The following is a 19,920-nucleotide window of genomic DNA, read 5'->3' as shown; positions in this document are numbered from 1 at the left end:
CAATCTTAAAGAATATCACGTCGGCGCAGTTCCAGACACATTCTGTGCAGCAAGCGCACTCCTGTGCCACTGGCTGCTAACACCTGCTTACTGACATGCTTGATTTCAGATTCCGAAGTTTTAGGGTCTGACAGATACATGCCTAATAGACCTTGGATCACAGCGCGATGGAACCTCGGATAATTTAGCTGGTCAGCTTCGTCCAGAGAGTTGAGCAAAAAAGACTGAAGCCTCTCCCCCATCTCGTGTGAGCTTTGATAATAGGCGACAAAATTAAGCTGATTGCTTTCCTTGTCTTCTGTTAGATCTATAAAATAGTCGAGCAAGATATGTAAGCCACTAATCCAGGGAAAATATGCCTCTTTAATTTTTCTAACCTGGGGTACTGTTATACTCTCATCACAAGCGACCGCTGCCAGGCAGTAGACTCCGAGCGTGGAACCGGTGGCAGCCGCAAATTCCCAGGCAGAGATTTCCGGGTAGCGGGTCAAATGCGGCTCAATCCATTCCAACATTTTCTGTTCCCGCACTGCCAGAGCGAGATGTTTATAAGTCTGAAGCTTGGCATAAAGGCTAGCTAACCACACGATCTCGGACTTTATATTATCATAAGAAGGTAAAGATGCTACATACCCCTGACAGGTCTTAATTAAGGAATTTAAGTAGCCCCCATCCTCCCGATAAGGGTAATACAAATAATAGTCCGACAAGTCAGCATGCGGGTCCAATGCCTCTGTCATCGCCAGATGAAGCTGGGCAAAAGCTTGCTCATCCTCGACATCCACACTGTCCACCAAATTATCAAGATAGTCGCTGATCGTCTGGTACGCCACGATAAACTCGACAGTCTTCGCGGTGTTAACTCCAGGGTAGAGAGCATATATACTTCCGCCCTGGCAGTGAAACGCTTTAGTCTTGATGCTCGCCAATGCCTGCTCACGCAGACCCTGTTCGGGTATGCTCTCTGCTGCCAGTTGCCAGCGGGCAAGCTCTTTTTTTACCAGGGGAAAGACCTTTTTTACGAAACGATAGATTAACACGGGATTGCTGGTTTGTTTAACCACACATTCCTCACTAACGGACATTTGAAGGCTCCTTTAACTTATGTACTTATTTGCTAAATAATATTCTTACCAGGTTTCCCATTATTAGTATTGTAACAGAAAACCGCTCTGGCAACATGCCTCTGTGGATAAAAATGTGCGTGCTGCAATGCTCGCTCACCAGCACGCACGAGCCGTATAGGTAGCGTTTTCAGGATGGATCCCGATAAAAATTTGAACGCAAGCCAAGAGAATGTTTACCGGACACTACTTAAAACCAGAGTGTAAAGTATGAAAGCTGCGACACGAGCACAGAAGTCCCAAACATGGCTGCAAAGGGTCTGACGGCGCGCGCCTTTCCTTCATCTTTCCCCTTGCGCCGCATCCAAAAGGACAGTAAAATGCTCAAAGGGACTAACAGGTTTTGTTCTCCTCCTTATTGACTTACTTAATCAGGGAAACTAATATGTCAGGGTGTCAGGGGGACGGTTCGGGTGACAGCGGGGTATCTTTGTCAAGCGAACGGTTCCGAATGGAATAACTTTATGATTGACGGAGGAAAAAGATGATCGTTGAATCTCTGAGAGTATTTGTGACCGTCGTAGATAAAAAAAGTTTCTCGCGGGCCGCAGATGAATTATTCATCTCCCAGCCCAGCGTAAGCCTGCACATTAGAAACCTGGAAAACGAGTTCAATGTCAAACTTCTTAACCGTTCGCCCAAGCAAGTTGAGCCCACCGAATCCGGGCGCATTCTTTATGAACAAGCCAGGCAAATCCTACTTCTTTATAATCAAGCCAAAGAGAACATCGATGAACTGCGCAACGTCGTTAAAGGAAACTTGAAAATCGGTGCTAGTTTTACCATTGGAGAATATGTTCTCCCCCGCCTCATGGCAGAGTACGCAACCCAGTACCCTTATGTTGAAATCGAGGTCATGATCGCCAATACGGAGGAAGTTATTCAGGCGCTCAGAGCCAATCAATTGCATATTGGGTTGGTCGAAGGAAAAGTAACACATACGGACATTCTGAGCGAGCCGTTCATGGAAGACGAGATGATTCTAGTGGTGCCGCCCAAGCATCCCCTGGCAGGGCATCAAGAAGTTATGGCAGAGCGTTTGCACGATCAGGTATGGATCCTGAGGGAGCACGGCTCAGGGACGCGGATGTTCAGCGATTATTTAATCGAGGAGTATAAACTGAGCGTGAAGCGTTCTTTTGTGTTCAGCAGCAGCCAGGGAGTAAAGGAAGCGGTGGCGGCAGGTTTGGGCATAGCTCTCGTTTCACGCCTGATTGTCCAGCGCGAGTTAACTTCCGGAGAATTAATCGGGTTAAGAATCAAAGGCAAACGAATCACCCGCCGCTTTGTGATCATTGTCCTGCCAACTTCCGCCAGCTCCAAAGCCCTTGAAGTCTTCATGGACAAGGTAACCTCATACCAGTGGGAAACTCAGTAAGAAAAATGTATCATAACCGTTATTTTTACACACCCTAAAACCGTGCACGTTTAATTTAGAATGCTAAAGGAGGATTGTCCGTGAAAACACAACAACCGCCCCAGTTAACCACCAAAAATCTCATGATCTTGAGTGATCAACTCGGGGCTGAAGCCTTGCTTGTACACAAATACACGCAAGCTTCCCAGGGAGTTTCTGATCCGGCCGTGAAAACCCAGCTTAGCTCTATGGCTGACCAACACCGTCAGCATTATCAAACCTTACTGACTTACCTCAACTCACATCAATAATCTTGGAAAGGGTGAATTAGATGTCGGCACAACAAGCCCAGCCTTGGCAAGCATCTCAGCAGCAGAATCTTTCCGAACAAGAAATCCTGACTGATCTTTTGGCGACGGAAAAACATATAACCTCTGCCTATAACACCTTTATTACGGAAACAACCTGCGCCAACTTGCGCCAGCAGCTGAAAAACATCCTGGCGGATGAACAAGTGATTCACGAGAACATCTATAACGTCATGAACCAAAAGGGCTGGTACACTCCCAGCGATGCTCCGAGTCAGGAAGTGCAACAGCTCAAAGATAAATATAATCAAATGCAGGTGTAAAGCAGATATTAATTCGTTTCGATCAAAGTGGGAGTCTTAGGTGGCAGTTAGCCATCGGATAAACGAGGGCTATTCCAAGCAAATTGCTCATAGGAACAGCCCTTAAAATGCCTATAAAAGGACGATTACCGGCTTGCCAGCTTTTCTAACTAATTGAAATGACTTTCTCAGCTTCGTTCATCGTTTCAACGATCTCCAGCATATTGGAAACTTCCCCAACTGCGATCTGCTCCCGAATGCCATAATAATCGAGGCATGTCTGACAGGCCAAGAGCCGAACCCCTTGAGCCTCAAGATTCTGCAAAGCCACCAAAGCCGGATAATCCGGCAGAAGCAGTTTAACGCCGCGCTCTACAAACAGAATGTGCGTAGGTTTTTTATAAGCCTGGACCAACTTAAGCAGAAAATTCTTCATTAAAGTTTGGCCCAGCTCTTCATCCTGGCTCCCGATTTTATTTGAGGAAATAAAGTAAATAAAGTCCGCCATGTTTTAAGCCCCTTTCTTGACCACTTATTTGTTTATCACAAGACGCCAACCTCTTAAGTTCTTTTATTTCCTTGCGGAACTTCCACGACTTTTTTATAAAATCCAAATACATATTCAGGTTTTTCATCTCTTCTCCTACCATTGATATATTATCATCTATACATTATTGTGTAAATAACAATTTGATTATAAGTAATTAATATTGCCTTTCTCTTCGAACAGGCGGGCGATTTCCTGGGCACTATGGGGACAATAACGGTAGGTCGTTGCCAGGTAAATCGAAAGGACTACGAGAACACTCGTAGTCCTTTCCCATTTCCGGCCTCCGATTTCTGTTACGACCGATAAATTAAGAGACCATCTGAATCAAGATCGCTGCTTTGAGTTATCAACTAGGGTCCGACGGCAAAATAATGTTTACTAGATCGGTCTTCAGTGTAAAGCACACCACTTAGACTTTGAGTATACATGCTAGCCCCTAGTTGGCCAACGTAAACCATGACATTATTTGTTTGCTATATGGTAAATCCCCCTTTCTCTATCAGGATATTGCACACAGTAGAGGACGGTTCCATAAATGTCAACGTTTGCAACTCTCAGCATTCAGACAGTAGTAGCGTTGAGCACGCTATATATTCAAGGAATAAGTTTTAAGGAAATCGGGGCAAAGAAACTAATGGCTTCCGCCTCATACTTCTCTTGGCCTACCCGGATCTTCCGCCGGTATGCATAGTACTTAATTGGAGGTTCTTCCCCTTCTTTGACGCTTTCTTCATAAATAACGTGGGTAAAGAGCTCAGGAGGGATGGGCTGGTCCCACTTGCGCTAGGTGATATAGAGGACTCCCATCCGGTCCAGTTTTTGAAAGAGCTTGGAGTCATAACCTCCCCGATCAAAGACGACGATGAGGGGGGATTGGGTTCCGGTTTCCGCCATCAATTCCTGTGCATCTTTAACCATGTCGGGAATGATGTCGGTGAATTTGACCGCGGCGGAGGTAAGGCGGAAAAAGATCGGTCTCCCTTTGGGTTCATTAGCAAAATAAGGGTGGTTTCCTTTCAGAGCCAGACGCCGGGTGGTGAAATATCCTTTAGCAATATGGGACTTACCGTAGTTAGGGACAAAGTTCCCATCCAGGTACAGGCTGCCGAGTTGGACAATATGTCCAGCTTCAAGTACTGCCGGGCTAGCTTCATGGCTACAGCGCCAGATGTCTCCAGGGCGGCAACCCCCTCCAAGAAGCGCCGCAGGGTCTTTACGACCGGTACCTTCAAAGCCCCGAGCAACGGGCCAAAGGCCTTCCGGTCCGCTAACTTGAAGGCTTCTATCGAGGGAAACCGGAATACAATCCAGATAGACCAGTGTCAAAAACATCTGGGCCAGGTTATACAACCGCTCGGGGTTTAACAGTTCCTGTAGGTTATCGGCCACTGTTCTGGCTTTATCTGCGCACGCATCCTTTTGGGCTAACACGGACTGGGCCAGGATGGGGATTAGCTCCAGTTTCTGCAGGAAAGGGGTTAAAATCAGGGCGGCACCGTAACGGCTATCCATTCCTTGGCTCAATCGGCTGATTAAAGCATCCTCTGTCTGAGAAGATGAGCTCACCGGCAGCTCATCTTCTTTGTTAGGAAGGTCGGTTACCGGGAGTTCAGTCTCCTCGGGCTCCATGGGTAAAGCGGTAGCATCATCTTTTTCCGCAACCACAGTGTCAAGGCTATCCTCTTCAATACTTAGCTGCACGGGCTCTGGCTGATTTTGCCTCTGCTGCTGCCGGTATGCCGATAATACCCGGCCAACACCGGCCCGGTGAATGGTCACCTGAAACTTTTCTTCTATGCCTTTTGGCAATCGCTTGCTGGGTCAGTCCAGGTTCCTCGGCAGCCAGTTCCCCGATGAATTCCCAGATGGGGGGAGTGACCTTCCAGGGGGTGGTAGTGCCCTTAGGACCCGGTGTTTTCCGAACAAGCCCCTCCAAACGATTTTCATCGTAGGCTTGTATATACCGATTGACGGTATTGTAATGACATTCAAAGGCTTGGGCTAATTTCCGTTGAGATACCAACTGTGACCCAGCCAGGTTCACAATGGCATATCGTTCAGTAATCTCATCGCTCACCGGATATTGAGTAAACAACGCATAGTTAACATAGATACTGCGAATTTCGTTAAAAGTTTCTATCCAAACGGCTCGGCTAATCTTAATAACCTCCGGACGTTCCGTGATATCGAATAAAACATCTGCCATGGCGCAGCCCCCCTTGACAATATTATTCCATCAAGAGGAACCCTTGTCATCACATTAAAGGAAAATATCACCAATGATTATTGCGCACATACCCGGTATCACTGGGTTTCCGGTTTACGCCAGTGGCGGGGGTTCCGAGGTTCTAGGGAGGAATTGGTAAACCCGTAATGTCATATCATGTCCAGAGTTCTGAACTTGACTATTCCACTTTTCGGGCTTCCTCATATCTTGCAGAGTTACCCGTCAAGCCAGCCAGCCTCGGTTTGCTTTCGCTCCGTTCCACAGTTTGCCTTCAGGCCCTTCGGACCCCTCCTCACGGACGACGCCCTGTCTGTCAGCTAGTGCTTCCGAGTGGAATCGGCGCACAGAGGAACTTTAATCCTCCAATGCAGATAGAACTGCCCGGCGCACAAGAAAAGTGAGGCCTTGCCTCACTTTTTTTAACACCAACTTCTTAATGTTCATGCCATCATTTTAGCGGCAGCCAGACTCCTGCCATAACGATTGAGTACCTTAAGGTTATCCCACCAACGAACAATGCTAACCCGCATAAAGTGAGGAGAGCTTTCTTGTCATGCAGAGCAAAGATTTCGATCGCAAGCGGAATAACTAACCCTGTGATAACAAACAAGCCCCAAAATGGCAGTGCGAAAAAACCTCGGAACAGGATGTCTACACTGGCCACGGCTGCAGGGTTTCCTTTAGCCGAAAGATAAAATAAGTCTGTCAACAGAATGATTTCACCAAGAATTAACCAGAGATCACACTTGAGAAGCGAAGACAAATCCACTATTTTCTCGCTCGAGTTCTTTTTCTTCATCATGGAGATAAGCATTAGAAATCCAGCACCTGACGATAAGGCAGAAATCAGGAATAAAACCGGTAAAATCACAGGATGGTTCCAAAACGGAATCGCTTTCACGACTCCGAGCAAAAGCCCTGTATAGGTTGCCGTTCCGATGGCAAGTAAACACCCCACATAATCAAGGATTCGCGGACTTACCCTTTTCTGGATTACGTTCAGATAGATCTGCCCTAAGCCATTCAGGATAAAGAGGACTAATATGATTGTTCCTACGGAAATCATCGATGAATATGGACGCAGTACGGCTAAAAATGCCCAAAGAGGTCTGCCTAAATCCGCGAGGAGGAATAAGGTGCCCAATCCAACCAAGGCTGGTCCAAAGATATAGCCTGATCGTTTCCACGTCCCATCCTTACGTAGAATCTCGTTTCCTATCCCCAATAAATAAACACCCGCTCCCGTTCCTGCCAAAAAAAGATACCAAATTACAAGGCTACCCCAAACCTGTTGAACTGCCATTCCCATCCCCCCTAATCCTTTAAACTCTTCGGGTCCGGAATGTAAAAAACGGATGGACCGGTTCCGGCCTTCACTAGAAGCTGAAAGATCGGATTATCCTTGATTAGTCTAGCGATTTCACTCTTTGGATCGCTTAAATCCCCAAAGATCCGGGCATGAGCAGGACAGCTCACGACACAAGCTGGGTCTTTCCCTTGCTCGACGCGATCATAACAAAAAACACATTTAGAGGGGGTACCTGAAATATGTTGGGAATAACCCTGTTTCTCTAAAGGGGTAAGCCCCCATTCAGGAAAATACCCTGCTGTCTTTTCATTAAAGCTGCGTGCCTGATAAGGACAGGCGACCATACAGTATTTGCAACCAATACATTGATGTTGGTCCACTGCAACAATCCCATCCGGTCGTTTATAGGTGGCTCCTGTCGGGCAAACCTCCTGGCAGGGGGGATTGGCGCAGTGATTGCAAAGCATGGGAGTAAAGGTCATTCGAGCCTTCGGATACTCACCCTTTTCTTCTACAACAACCCGATTCCAGGATACTCCCTTAGGAGTGGCGTGTTCAGCCTTACAGGCCATCACGCAAGCAAAACATCCCACGCAGCGGCGCAGATCTATCAACATTCCATATCTCGGCATCACGTAAACCCTCCCGTTCCTAAGCTTAAATCTTCCGGATCTTTACTTTGAGATCTCGATCTAAAGATACTTTGAGTGGATTGAATACGTCCTCCGAAAGTTTAAGCAAATCGCCAAACGAAGGGCCTTTTTTGGCCTCCGCAATGATATTCTCTGAGTGCAGTCCATAAGCCCCAGCGATTCCCAAGACATTCTCATGAATCAACTGAGTTAACTTAATGTTTCCTTGAATCTTCCCCCCAGTAAACCCTTCGATTTCGATCCGGTCCCCATCCTGTAAACCTCGTTTGAGTGCCGTTGATCGGTTCATCATAATCTTTAACGCATATGGATCCTGGTCCTCAGTCAGTTCCATTAACCAAGCATTCGTGATGTTATTGGCAAAATGATGCTGCATATTCTTATAGTTAATGCAGTAAAGATCATATTCCTTCGACGCTCGATGCTCAGGATGCGCTTCCCAGTAAGGTAAAGCTGAAAGTTGTTTCAAGACATATTCATTACTGGGCTTACGCTTTACCCCTTTCTCCTCTAGCTCCTTTTGGAAGCGAAGGCGATGGGATACAAACTCTTCAAGATAAAGGGGGACTCGCGCTTTCGGGTAACGAGTCGCTGCATAATACTTTTCAACATCATAGACTTTGTAGGTCACCAAGCCGTTCTTCTTAAACCAATTGAGGTCATTTTGTCCCCCCGTTTTGGATAAGCAGAGCAAGTTCATAATTTGCTCCCAAGAATATTTCTGATTCGGATCAAGGAGAAAGGGGGTTTTTAAACCAAGGCTCTGATTAAGCCGTGACAATAATCCCTGTTCCTCATTGAGCATCCCCATCTTCTCGCACAGATCGAGGATAATTTGATTTCCCTCTTTCGAATTATACAAAGGCTGAGTGAGAACCGGCTGCTGTAAGGCCCAACCATAATCCCCTTTTTCTTTAAAAACATCCGTGAAAGAGGTCTTCGGGGTAAAGGGAGTTAAGCCATAGCGTTCCAACCAACTACTTTCGGGTAAAACAATATCGGCAAACTCTGTCGGTTCATCAAATTCATAGGAAATCGCAAACGTAAAAGGGAATTTACGGAAAACAGAGTCAATGCGTTCAGAATCCCCAAGAAGAACTTGCGGATTACCTCCCCATATCCCTAAAACTTCCGGAACATAGTCAAATCCGTAAGCCTGAGGATCGTTAAGGGTTAACCAGGCTAAACCCGAAGAAGAGCCGGTTATTGGGGATTGTTCTTGAAGACTGATTTTGTCAGGTTTTTGTTTAATCGATTGGTAGACCAACTCTTCAGAAGTATTTAAGCCATCAACCGGGTTAATATTCATCGTCGGGATGCCTGCCGCTTTCGCTGAACCGGGGACATCCGTGGCCCCCACAATTTCTGTTAGAATTTTGGTCGCATGAACCACCCTATAATTATCGACGTGACATTTCGATCCTTGTTCTGCAATAATCGCAACAGGTCGATAAGGAAAACTTTTACCATCAATCATTATCGTTTTGCCAATCTGAGCATTTTCCACCCATTCCTTAGCGAGTCGACGAATCGTTTCCGGAGAAATTCCGGTGATTTCCTTACCCTTTTCCGGGGTATATTCTTGAACATGCTCTTTTAAAACCTGAAATGCCGGGCGATAGAGTTTTCCCTCAATTGTAAAATGACCTTCAAGTGCTGGATCTTTAAGGCTGATATCGTCAAATGCCTTGGCTCGTTGATCAGCACGATCCCAAACCAGGGGTTTTCCCAGAAGGAGTCCTCTCACAAAATCTTTTTGCTGATTCTGATTACGAAGGTACAAACCCTCCTCCCCAATCAGATAGGGAGCATTGGTCCGTCCCTTTAAATACTCCTCGTCGTACACTTGAAGCTCGTTCAAGATAACATGGATCATCGAAAGGAGAAAAAAGCCACTGGTTCCAGGAATGATCGGAATCCAATCATCCGTTTTAGCCAAGGATGGACTTAAGATCGGGCTCACATTCACGACTTTTAGTCCGCGAGCACGAGCATTAATGAACCCTTCAATTTCTTCACTATTTCCCTTCCCGCCTTGTTGAGAGTTAGCTCCAAGGTTTAGGAAGTATTGACAGTAATTCATATCGGCACGCGCTTGGTAGCCGCCATTGACAATTTTATTTAAGGGGCTGCTCGATCCGCCACAACCGACGGAAGTCGCTCCAACGATGACATTCGGAGATCCAAATGTCTCAGCAAAATCGAGGTCCGTGTTAATATTAAGGCTAGCCGCGTGCCCTGTCATGAATACGAATTTACGGGGATTCTCGAACCGCACTTTTTTCAGGCGTTCAGAAATCGTGGTTAACGCTTCCTCCCATGAAATTTCCATCCATTGGGGATCAATTCCCCGACCCTTTTCGGGATTAGTTCGCTTGACTGGATATCTAACCCGGTAGGGATTGTATAGCGTAAGTAAGGCTGCGGCCGATTTGGCACAGTTTCGGCCTTGGTTCGTCGGAGATGCGGGGTTCCCTTCGACCTTTACGGCAACTCCATTGACCCGATGAACGAGTAAGTGACAGCGATTATCTGCCGCACACGCCTTACAATGGGTCGGAATCCAGACATCCTCATTTCCTGTTGTGGTCGAGGCTTTCATAATCTTTCCCGGTAAACCGGAAGAAACTAAGGCAAACGCACCCACAGCACTCGATAATCCAATAAATTTTCGCCGATTCAGTTTCATGCTTTTCCCCCCTGGTTCACCGAATTAACACTTACAGTTCTCCTCTTCAACAGCAGGGGCCGTCCCTGGAGTGCTGCTTGGAGCTGTACTACCCGGAGATTTATTGCTGCTATTACTTCCGGCTGGGTTTTGTTTAGGAGTCTCTGTGGAATTACTTTTGGGTGCTTCAGCAGGGGTTGTTTTTTGTGAATCACTTGGTGTTGTACCGGAGGGGCTAGTTTGGTTTGTTTTCGCCGGTTCTGAAGAGGCTGGAGCACTCGATTGTTGGCCGCACCCTGACAAGATAAAGATAAAGATTAAGCTTGCCGATAGCAAAGTGATCAAACTTCTTCTCAGCCATAATTTAGTCATGTCAAAATCCTCCTTACGCCTTTTTATGAATAGGTATGGAAACCGCACCCCCAAAGAGAGCTGCGGTTTCCAAAGATCGATGCAACTTCGGTCATTCATGCTGACATATCATTGAACGGACGCATTTCTTAAGGGTTAGTTATGAACTTTTGTTTCGTTTGGCTTGATAGGCTATGATCGCAATCGCGATGACCGCAATGACAATGGGCACAGCGATCGGTACACCCGTGTTCGCCGTAGGCGCTGGATCTGGGGATTTCTTCTCCTCTGTAGCACTTTTAGCCGTTTGACTACTCAATTGGGTAATTTTTGCTTGTTGTTCTGTGAGAAGACTGCCGGAAATTCGATTGACAAAATGCGATACTGTACGGCAGTTCACATTCAGCATCAAATCAATGTTTTTCCCTTTCGCACGATCTGCAAGATTTTGTGTCTTATTCCCTTTTGCATCTTCCACATGCCAGGCACTTACCGTTTGACCATCAAACTTATCGATGACGAGTTTAAAATATTGGTCTGGTCCAACAAACACGTTGTTGGTGCTATCGAGTACGATCTCTTCCTTATTTTCGAGCATCAACTCGATAAGCAATGAACAGGTGCTTCATGTGTCGGGCCGGACAATAAACCGATTGTCGCTCGGCCAGGTGCCCGGATTCTTTAACTTGAGCAGGTTGGTATAGCCAACTAGGGCGACTTTTCCATCATGGAAAGGCTTTCTGAAGGCATCGAGTTGAACCTGAACATCTTCCTTCTCAGAACGGACGGACAAGGTATTGCGAACAATCGGATCAGCAGGAAGATATTTGAAAGATTCATTCGTCAGGGGTCCCAATGACTTCTTCGTGACTTTCCCGTCTTTAGAAGTCAATTCAACGGTTGCCGAGTTCGAGGTCAGATCCATTACGGTTACGGTATAGTCACCTAGAGTTGCTTTTTCGCCCTTAGCCAAAAGCATTTCAACGGCAGGTTTATCACTTAACAACATCCAATCAATTGCACCCGTTGCAAATTCTTTGACATGAGCCCCTTCTGCCGTGACGTTATCCGCCACTAAGTAAGATTGGCCACTGGTTGCAACCGAGCTCCCATAATACTCGATTTGCCAGTTCTCGCCCTTTTCTCCGGGTTGATATGAGCCTTGTACTTTCTTAGTTCCTTGGTTCAGAGTTCCCTTAGTGATGTCGCTAAGTTTAGCATCATCCTCCACCGGAAAGTCTTCCCCATAGTAGTTCCCCGATGGTTTTAAGATCTGGAACGTTGCCTTCGGTGCATCAAATCCGTTCCCATCCACACTAATCGAGGAGAGTTCTAACCGTTTCGTCCCATCACCGATCGGCGTCGATTCTCCATTTTTAACATAGACGTCTTTTACGACATCAATGCGAGTCCCATTTTCTACAAGCGTATATTCCTTGCCCAAAATAAGCACTTTGTCACCTTGTAAAACTTTGGCCAGCGGTGTCCTCGTTGTGTAGTAAAGACCAGAAGGCGGAATAATGATTTTTCCGTTTTCGATTTTACTTTGGCGAATGATGAGCCCCTCATTTAAAGAAAGACTTCTGCCTGTCAGAGAATTCACTTTCGCATCTTTAAACCCCTCAAAACTCGCTACGAAGGCAGCATCCTTAGCCGGGGCTTTGAGAAGCACTCGATCAGAGGCCCCTAAAGCGGGTGTTACGGTGAAAGCTGTAAGTAAGGTTAGGGCCATAAAGATTACGAATAGCTTATTAGGGATTTTCTTCACAAAATCACTTCCTTCTTTTTGCTCTAGATAGTAATCGAAAACCCAATTTAAGATTTCACCTCCTTGGCCTATGGGAAAACCCATATCATATTTGGAATAAAAAGGGGCTGGCTCGTTATTTACTCGTTATTTACTCGTTATTTACTCGTTATTTACTCGTTATTTAATTGAAGCCAACCCCTCCACTCCCTACTTAATTACTTCACTATATTCCAATAGCCACCCAAAACGAGAACCGACAGGATATAACCTAGCGGGATGTTGACAATAACACCGGTTGTAAAGGCAGCCAGCGGCTTCCAACCCACAGAGGTTAATTCCTTGAAACGGGTCGTCATACCAATGTACAGGAAAGTGAAAACGAACGCCCAAGTCCTGAGTTCTTTGACTGGAGCAATAACGGTCGTGTTGATTGCTTTAGCAGTGTTGGCATCCACTGAAGCAATCAGGAGGGTTGTGATAATGGAAGCAACAAAGAACCCTAAGACGAATTTCGGGAAATGAACCCAGATCTCACTGGCGCTCGGTTTGGTCCCATCTTCACTTTTTTCCCACTTCGTGACGGCGATCAGGGCCATAATGAAGCACCAAATCCCGATAAACATATCCCGTCCCACGACTTTCATGAGGGTAAAGGTCTTAATGGCTTGCTCGTTAATCTGAGCTGCCGCGGCCATACCTGCAGCATCAGCAAACTCAGACGTCCCGATCCAGGCTCCAGCGGGTCCGGCTGGAATCCCGAAGGTTTTAATGAAGATTGGCAGGCAGATAACCATGATGATCGCCCAGACCACGACCAGGGAAATCGCGACAGAGACGTGTTGTTTTTCCGCTTTGACGGAACCACCAATAGCGATAGATGCCGAAACTCCGCAGATCGATCCGGCTGCTGCCAGAGTCGTGGCAAAACGCTTATCGAGTCCAAAGATACGGGTTCCCGCCTAGTAAATCGTGAGGAAGGTCGAAACCGCAACGATGGTTGCTTGCAGGAAGGCCATCGGTCCGGATTGGATGATTAAAGTGAAGGGCAAAGTTGCACTGAGTAAGACAATACCCGTTTTAACATATCTCCAACTCAAGCAATTCCCGGTATAAGTGTTTCTGTCGTTCGGCCAAAAAGAATCGCTCTTTCATGGATGAAGACTGCGGCTGTCGGAGGCGATTAAGGCGTGCGGAGGGAAGTTCAACGGTCAGCATCCCGGGCGTACCCGAGGCGGCCTCGGCGAGCAAGTCTGCTTTTGGGCCCAACACCAAAGCCCCACCACTGAATTGTTGCCCATATCCATTGCTCCCGCAGAGGTTGCATGCCCCGAGGTAAACCGAATTATCATAGGCCCTAGCACCCAAGTAACGGAGCCACAGTTCCTTGCGGTCTCCCGCAATGGCAGGGGAAGCATGAGGCGCAAAAAGAACCTCAGCACCCTTCAGAGAATAGATCCCGGCCACCTCGGGGAAATGCCAATCCCAACAAATGCCGACAGCAAACCTCACCCCGTGGCTCATGAATATTGGGAACTCATCACCTGCAGAGAAATACTCGACCTCATTGTGACCAAGATGCGTCTTACGATAACTTCTGACCTGTCCGTCGGGCAAGGCGATCAAATGCGACAAATAGGGTTTGCTCGGTTGTCGGTCATTGTATTCAGCCATCCCCACCAGCAATGTCATGTTCAACCTTTGAGCGCAGGTTGCAATTTCCCTCACCCTTGGGCTGTGCAACGGTTCTGCCAAAAGCCTGGCTTCCCCCAGAGCATAGCCGTGCAAGGCCATTTCCGGGAAGCAAAGATGCGTCACTTGTTCTTTTACCGCTGCCGCTGCACTGTCTAAGATCTTATTTAAATTGTCTTCTACCGCATTGACCTTGCTTTCCATCTGAACTAAGCCGATCCGGATATTCTGCTGCATAGCTTCCCTGGTCCTTCCCGCTATCGCGTCATTGAATCTCTGATACTCGAGGTACCCTTTACATGGCAGCATGACTTTCCAAACTGCAGTAATCCGTGTTCAAAACTTCGCAAAGACTTTCCCGATCATGCAGGAAATTAATAAAGAATCTTTCTTCCTTCGTTTCATTGGTTTGCGCCAAGGTCAAGATATTCAGAGGCCGGTAAATCGGAGCATCCTGAATTTGCAGGGTTTTAAAAATACGCTGATCACACTCCCGGCGTACCGTTAGGGAAGAGATAATCGTCATGCCCAATCCGGCAGACACGACCTGCTTAATGGCCTGCGTACTCCCGAGTTCCATCGTGATATCGAGTTTCTTCGGATCAAGCCCACGCTCTTGGAGGGCCAGTTCCAAGACTTTTCGAGTTCCAGATCCGACCTCGCGGGCAATCATGCGCTCACCTGCCAGTTCGTTCAAAGTGATACTCGTACGCTCCGCCCAGGGATGAAAATAGGGTACAACCACGACCAACTCATCTTGCCAAAACTGTTCAATGACCAAATCCTTATGATGAACCACTGGACCCTCAATTAAGCCGATATGGATATTCTTCTCCAGGACGTCCTGACTAATGACTTCCGTATTGGCAATCTTTACTTTAAAATCAATGTCCGGACGGATGTTGTAAAGATAGGCCAAAATATGTGGCAATACATATTCCCCGATGGTGAGCGTCGCCCCTAAGCAGACGACTCCTCGCCGATCCTCGACTAAGACACTTAATTTTTCCTGAACATCATGGAGAATATCCAGAATTTCGCACACGTGGTTATAAAAAACCTTGCCGCTCTGAGTCAAGGTCACTCCTTTGTTCGTCCGATCGAAGAAACGGGCTCCAAAATGACTTTCCAGATTTTGAATTTGAAGGCTAATGCTTGATTGACTCAGGTGTAATTTCTTGGCAGCCAGCGTAATGTTCCGGGTGTCAGCAACCGTCTTAAAAACAAAAAACTCTTGTTCGCTCATCAGACTTCCCCCTATACACTTGACTGAATCCCACCACCATTCACAGGACCCCCCATTTCCGGGAGTATTCTACGGTCAAGACAAATTCATCGTCACGAAATCCGTGCTGTCTCAAAACCTGCAACGCCTGATTGAAATCCAGCGTCTCCGTTTCCATGACAACTTGATCCTTGCGACTGGCCAGGCCCCATTCTCCATGAGCAGCCAACAGGAGTTCCATCATCGTCGCGATCCGCTCCAACCGCCAGGTAAGAAAGTCTTTGCTTGCCCTTAATACTTCGGGGCTGACCCCTTTATTTTGGCTCAGCCGCTGCCAGGGAGACTCCCTTTCCTTCCATCCGCCCTTGCCAAACAATGCGAAGGAAAACCGTACTTTTTGGACGCAGGTTTCATTCCCAGCGCGCATCAGCGCACCTCCTTAACTGCTTTGAGCCTGACCAGGAGCCTCCGTTCAAAGGAAGGCCCCTGGTCACTTCTGCTGCGAACTTCTGCCTCAAACGCACCCACTTTGTTTTAAACACACAGACCTATTTTACCATTGCCCAATAGTCACCCAGGACGATAACGGACAAGATGTAGCCTAGCGGCACATTGACCAATACCCCTGTTGTAAAGGCTGCGAAAGGCCGCCAGCCAACCGCCGCCAGATCTTTAAAACGCGTCGTCAGGCCAATACAAAGGAAGGTAAAGATGAACGCCCACAACCGGATCATGGAAATCGGAGCGATGATACTAGCTTTGACGCTCTTGGCCGTCGGTGCATCCACGAAGGCCAAGAGTAGGGTAATAATGATCGAAGCGGCAAAGAAGCCCAGGACAAATTTTGGGAAACGAATCCAGATTTCCTTACCGCTCGGTTTCGTTCCGTCATCCCGCTTTTCCCACTTCGTCACGGAAATCATGGCCATAATAAAGCACCAGATGCCCACGAACATATCACGTCCGACAACCTTCATAAGGGTAAAGGTCTTAATCGCCTGTTCGTTAATCGAAGCCGCAGCCGCAATACCGGCCGCATCGGCGAATTCGGAGGTTCCAATCCAGGCACCGCCCGGTCCGGGAGCAATATGCAAGACTTTAATCAGGAGCGGTAGGAGAAAGACCATGATCACCGCCCAGACAACGACGAGTGAGATAGCTACGGAAACATGGTTTTTTTCTGCTTTCACAGAGCCTCCGATGGCAATCGCAGCCGAGACCCCACAGATGGAACCCCCTGCAGCCAGCGCAGTCGAAAAACGTTTGTCCAAACCAAAGATCCGTGTTCCTGCCCAATAAATTGTCAAGAAAGTGGACACCGCCACGATCGTCGCCTGCAAAAACGCCATGGGACCGGATTGCAGGATCAGTGTAAAAGGAAGGGTCGCTCCCATCAAGACAATCCCGGTCTTCACATAAAACTCGGTGCGAAACGCCGTATCCAACCATTTCGGAATAGGAACAAAGTTGCCGATAATCAGCCCCACCAGCAGAGCCATCAACGGAGCCTCCAAACTCCACTTCTTAGCTGTTGTCGAAGCGCCAAGAATCGAGACCAGCACCCCCAAAATAAACAGAATCGTAAACCCGGGAACAAACGCTTTTAAGTCGTGTCCCAGAATCTTAACGGCAACTGAGAAAACGACCAAAAAGCAAAACCAGAGGCCGATAATCCCGCCTAAGTGTGTCCCGAAATAAGCAGCGACTTTGTCAAACTTATCCCAAGCCGGAAAACTGATCGCCAACGAGGGCATGACTTTACTACCTGCCGCCCAAAGAATGATGGCCAAAATCACGGTGCCAAGCCCAATCCATACCGCCCAGTAATCTTCCTTCTTAAACAGACCGGATCCGCCCCCTAGGGTAGGGGTCGTTTTAACGGTGGAGATATTGCTCATATTAGCTATCCTCCTCGTAATGGTCTCAACGATCCATTACATATTCATATATTCCGTCGCACAACTTATTAAAACTATGCTTTTAAGAAAAATAGTTCTTTCACAATATTACCTAGATCTTGCTTTTCCTTCCCCCTTTCTTAAACTCACCTCTCCTTCAGCCCCCATCTGCTCAATCGTTCTTTCCCCCTTCCGTTAAATTCTTTATGGCGTATAACCGTTTCGTTATTGCCTCCCCCCTTTCCCCAAAACCCATTTATTCTCCAGCAGCCCGTTTCTTGTTCCCCCACCTTACTTGATGATACGCTCCAGCCAGATTCACGAATGATGATGCCCAAGTGGGACAACTAAACACATGAATGTGATTGTAGGCCGCATAGATTCCCCGATACAAGATCCCGTCATGCTCCCCGTCGATGCCAAAACCCCGCTCCACACGCAGCCCAAACCTGACTTCGGGGTCAAGGTTCACAATCCGGGAATGATGAAATTCGTGCCCCCGCAGGCTTGGCGCGCCGCTAAACCAGGGATTATCCTCTAAAACCTCCATGCTGGTGTAACCATGCCCCTGCGGCTTCGCCTCCATCACGGTATCCAGCGGCAGAGCGCCGACCATTGTGAAGGTTCGTCCATTCACCCGGAGGCTCCGGCCCAAGTACATCAACCCTCCGCATTCCGCATAAACCGGAAGCCCCGCTTCGGTGGCGGCGTGAATAGCTTCACGCAAGCGTCTGTTGCTTTCCAGTTCCGCCGCAAACACTTCCGGAAATCCTCCACCAATATATAAACCATCCAAATCCTCAGGCAAGCAAACATCTGTTAGACTGTTGATCACGAGCACCTCAGCGCCAGAATGCCTCAAGGCCTGCAAATTTTCGGGATAGTAGAAGTTGAACACCCGATCTCGCAAGACCCCGATCCGCACCGGAAAACCTTGCCGGGGCGTCATACTCCCTAAATCACTTAAAGACCATCGACCGTGGTTCCCGACAACACCCCTTTCCCCGAACACAGCACCATATGCTGTCATCTCATCGTTATCTGGGATACTCTTGAGTGCGGCGACTTTGTGTGCGGCGGTGGTCTCTGCAGCGACGGTCTGTGCGGTTGCAGGCAATTCCGGCGCTGTTTCCGCCAGGGCGCGCACCGCGGCGAGATCCACATGTTTCTCGATAAGATCGGCCAATCGATCCAGGAGCGACACGGCTTCCACCATTTCCTCCCGTGTGACGAGACCCAGGTGGCGATCCGGTATGCTCACGGAAGCCTCTTTGGGCAGTGCCCCCAGCACCGGGAGACCGCAAAACATTTCGATGGCCTCGCGCATCAACTTCTCCTGACGCGCCCTTGCCACCTTGTTCAAGATTATCCCGACCACGCTGATTTCCGGATCGAAGGTTTGATACCCGTTGACCAAGGCCGCCACACTCCGGGTCATGCGGGTGGCATCGACGACCAGGATCACCGGGGACATCGTGATTTTCGCGATTTCCGCCGTCGAAGTACTGCCTGCCAGATCGATCCCGTCAAATAATCCCATGGCACCCTCGATGACCGTTAAAGCGCTGCCCTGGGACGCCTTGAGCAGAGAAGAGCGGATTTGCTCCGGGCTCATAAAGTAGGAGTCCAAGTTCCGGCAATCCCGCCCTGCCGCAGCCCGATGCCAACTTGGATCGATATAGTCAGGACCCTTCTTAAAGGGTTGCACGGCGACGCCCAGCCGGTTCAAGGCCCGCAAGAGCCCGAGCGTTACGGTCGTCTTTCCACTGCGCCCCTGGGGGGCTCCTATGATGATCCGGGGAACATGCCCTGACCCTTCGCCCTGGAAGCTCTGCAGTCGATCCTTCTCCCCAGTCCCCAGCATCGACCCCACACCCCTTCCCTACTCAGTGCTTTCCGTCGACTCCCTGTAAAAGGGGGGAGCCCCCCCGTGGGCTTAGACGCACCCTGTCGGTTTGGGCAGCCCGGCGATTTTGCAGGCTCCTTTCCCAGGGCCGCTCGGAAATAGCGCATAGATCTCTTGCAGACTCTTGCCGCTGTCCTTGACTAATTTGCGAACCATGGGCGCCACATTGTATTCTGCATAATAATTGCGCAGATAATTGATAAGCTCCCAGTGTTCCTCCGTAAGGACGACCTCCTCAGTGGCTGCCAACGCCAAAGCCACCTCTTCATTCCATTCGTCCGCATTCTCAAGAAAACCATCTTCATCCAGAGCCAGAGTGAGCGTCCCAACCACAATTTCTGCCATACGGATCTCCTCCTTTGTTCAGATAATCTATTTGAACCATAGCGGTTCAACAGCATCACTCGATCAATAACCCAATTCCCTCAGTTTCCTCAGTTTCCTCAGTTTCCTCAGTTTCCTCAGTTTCCTCAGTTTCCTCAGTTTCCTCAGTTTCCTCAGTTTCCTCAGTTTCCTCAACTTCCTCAACTTCCTCAACTTCCTCGGCAACTTCTTCAGCTTCCGTGGCTAGCTTTTACAGCTGACTCTTACTGCCGGCGCCGG

At 48.2% G+C, this 19,920-nt stretch carries 19 protein-coding genes and 1 pseudogene; 4 read left to right on the top strand and 16 right to left on the bottom strand.

Features of this window, described 5'->3' with window-relative positions; genetic code table 11:
• Nucleotides 1–5: 5 nt before the first annotated feature.
• Nucleotides 6–1,085 (bottom strand): tetraprenyl-beta-curcumene synthase family protein, encoded by a 1,080-nt coding sequence (locus ACYQ2N_RS19185; RefSeq protein ID WP_460001025.1) that lies wholly within the window; start codon nt 1,083–1,085, stop codon nt 6–8.
• A gap of 523 nt (nt 1,086–1,608) precedes the next feature.
• Here ACYQ2N_RS19185 and ACYQ2N_RS19180 point away from each other — a divergent pair.
• From ACYQ2N_RS19180 to ACYQ2N_RS19170, 3 genes are all read left to right on the top strand, one after another.
• Nucleotides 1,609–2,502, top strand: a complete 894-nt coding sequence (locus tag ACYQ2N_RS19180) for a LysR family transcriptional regulator (protein WP_460001024.1) — start codon at nt 1,609–1,611, stop codon at nt 2,500–2,502.
• 80 nt (nt 2,503–2,582) lie between these two features.
• The gene (locus tag ACYQ2N_RS19175) at nt 2,583–2,792 is read left to right on the top strand and encodes a hypothetical protein (RefSeq protein WP_460001023.1); all 210 of its coding nucleotides are present in this window, start codon (nt 2,583–2,585) and stop codon (nt 2,790–2,792) included.
• A gap of 20 nt (nt 2,793–2,812) precedes the next feature.
• On the top strand, nt 2,813–3,112 hold the full coding sequence (locus tag ACYQ2N_RS19170; RefSeq protein ID WP_460001022.1) for a spore coat protein: 300 nt from the start codon (nt 2,813–2,815) through the stop codon (nt 3,110–3,112).
• 145 nt (nt 3,113–3,257) lie between these two features.
• On the opposite strand, the gene yedF is transcribed toward ACYQ2N_RS19170, so the two are convergent.
• The 6 genes from yedF to ACYQ2N_RS19140 all read right to left on the bottom strand — a co-directional run bounded on the left by yedF (nt 3,258) and on the right by ACYQ2N_RS19140 (nt 10,519).
• Complete coding sequence (gene yedF / locus ACYQ2N_RS19165; RefSeq protein ID WP_460001021.1) at nt 3,258–3,599, bottom strand: sulfurtransferase-like selenium metabolism protein YedF; 342 nt, start codon at nt 3,597–3,599, stop codon at nt 3,258–3,260.
• Between the two features lie 825 nt (nt 3,600–4,424).
• Nucleotides 4,425–5,420 carry a hypothetical protein gene (locus ACYQ2N_RS19160; protein ID WP_460001020.1) on the bottom strand — a complete coding sequence of 332 codons (996 nt, stop codon included), beginning with the start codon at nt 5,418–5,420 and terminating at the stop codon, nt 4,425–4,427.
• Nucleotides 5,326–5,847 (bottom strand): hypothetical protein, encoded by a 522-nt coding sequence (locus tag ACYQ2N_RS19155; protein WP_460001019.1) that lies wholly within the window; start codon nt 5,845–5,847, stop codon nt 5,326–5,328. The genes ACYQ2N_RS19160 and ACYQ2N_RS19155 overlap by 95 nt, the downstream gene beginning before the upstream one ends.
• Nucleotides 5,848–6,316: 469 nt before the next feature.
• Complete coding sequence (nrfD, locus tag ACYQ2N_RS19150) at nt 6,317–7,171, bottom strand: NrfD/PsrC family molybdoenzyme membrane anchor subunit (RefSeq protein WP_460001018.1); 855 nt, start codon at nt 7,169–7,171, stop codon at nt 6,317–6,319.
• Nucleotides 7,172–7,182: 11 nt separating this feature from the next.
• Nucleotides 7,183–7,809, bottom strand: coding sequence for a sulfate reduction electron transfer complex DsrMKJOP subunit DsrO (gene dsrO / locus ACYQ2N_RS19145; RefSeq protein WP_460001016.1), 627 nt, complete (start codon nt 7,807–7,809; stop codon nt 7,183–7,185).
• 25 nt (nt 7,810–7,834) lie between these two features.
• The gene (locus ACYQ2N_RS19140; protein ID WP_460001015.1) at nt 7,835–10,519 is read right to left on the bottom strand and encodes a molybdopterin-dependent oxidoreductase; all 2,685 of its coding nucleotides are present in this window, start codon (nt 10,517–10,519) and stop codon (nt 7,835–7,837) included.
• A 70-nt stretch (nt 10,520–10,589) separates the two neighbouring features.
• Between ACYQ2N_RS19140 and ACYQ2N_RS19135 the strand changes: the two genes are divergently transcribed.
• Nucleotides 10,590–10,985, top strand: a complete 396-nt coding sequence (locus tag ACYQ2N_RS19135) for a hypothetical protein (protein WP_460001014.1) — start codon at nt 10,590–10,592, stop codon at nt 10,983–10,985.
• Between the two features lie 24 nt (nt 10,986–11,009).
• Here ACYQ2N_RS19135 and ACYQ2N_RS19130 read toward each other — a convergent pair whose 3' ends face one another.
• From ACYQ2N_RS19130 to ACYQ2N_RS19090, 9 genes and pseudogenes are all read right to left on the bottom strand, one after another.
• A complete protein-coding gene (locus tag ACYQ2N_RS19130; RefSeq protein WP_460001012.1) occupies nt 11,010–11,462 on the bottom strand; it encodes a hypothetical protein in 453 nt (150 codons plus the stop codon).
• A gap of 12 nt (nt 11,463–11,474) precedes the next feature.
• Nucleotides 11,475–12,617 (bottom strand): hypothetical protein, encoded by a 1,143-nt coding sequence (locus ACYQ2N_RS19125; protein WP_460001011.1) that lies wholly within the window; start codon nt 12,615–12,617, stop codon nt 11,475–11,477.
• A 197-nt stretch (nt 12,618–12,814) separates the two neighbouring features.
• Nucleotides 12,815–13,684: pseudogene (locus tag ACYQ2N_RS19120) on the bottom strand (YeiH family protein); the annotation flags it as partial.
• Entirely contained in the window at nt 13,677–14,525 is an 849-nt protein-coding gene (locus ACYQ2N_RS19115; protein WP_460001010.1) for a nitrilase-related carbon-nitrogen hydrolase, read from the bottom strand. The pseudogene ACYQ2N_RS19120 and the gene ACYQ2N_RS19115, both read right to left, overlap by 8 nt.
• A gap of 58 nt (nt 14,526–14,583) precedes the next feature.
• Complete coding sequence (locus tag ACYQ2N_RS19110; RefSeq protein WP_460001009.1) at nt 14,584–15,534, bottom strand: LysR family transcriptional regulator; 951 nt, start codon at nt 15,532–15,534, stop codon at nt 14,584–14,586.
• A gap of 40 nt (nt 15,535–15,574) precedes the next feature.
• The gene (locus ACYQ2N_RS19105) at nt 15,575–15,940 is read right to left on the bottom strand and encodes a hypothetical protein (protein WP_460001008.1); all 366 of its coding nucleotides are present in this window, start codon (nt 15,938–15,940) and stop codon (nt 15,575–15,577) included.
• Nucleotides 15,941–16,061: 121 nt separating this feature from the next.
• The gene (locus tag ACYQ2N_RS19100) at nt 16,062–17,411 is read right to left on the bottom strand and encodes a YeiH family protein (protein ID WP_460001007.1); all 1,350 of its coding nucleotides are present in this window, start codon (nt 17,409–17,411) and stop codon (nt 16,062–16,064) included.
• A 256-nt stretch (nt 17,412–17,667) separates the two neighbouring features.
• Nucleotides 17,668–19,275 (bottom strand): cobyrinic acid a,c-diamide synthase CobB, encoded by a 1,608-nt coding sequence (locus ACYQ2N_RS19095; protein ID WP_460001005.1) that lies wholly within the window; start codon nt 19,273–19,275, stop codon nt 17,668–17,670.
• Between the two features lie 72 nt (nt 19,276–19,347).
• Nucleotides 19,348–19,662, bottom strand: a complete 315-nt coding sequence (locus ACYQ2N_RS19090; RefSeq protein ID WP_460001004.1) for a TusE/DsrC/DsvC family sulfur relay protein — start codon at nt 19,660–19,662, stop codon at nt 19,348–19,350.
• Nucleotides 19,663–19,920 lie beyond the last annotated feature (258 nt).

The sequence above is a fragment of the Paradesulfitobacterium aromaticivorans genome, assembly GCF_054657415.1.
The sequence above is the reverse complement of the archived record's forward strand: the minus strand, read 5'-3'. Positions and strand labels throughout refer to the sequence as shown.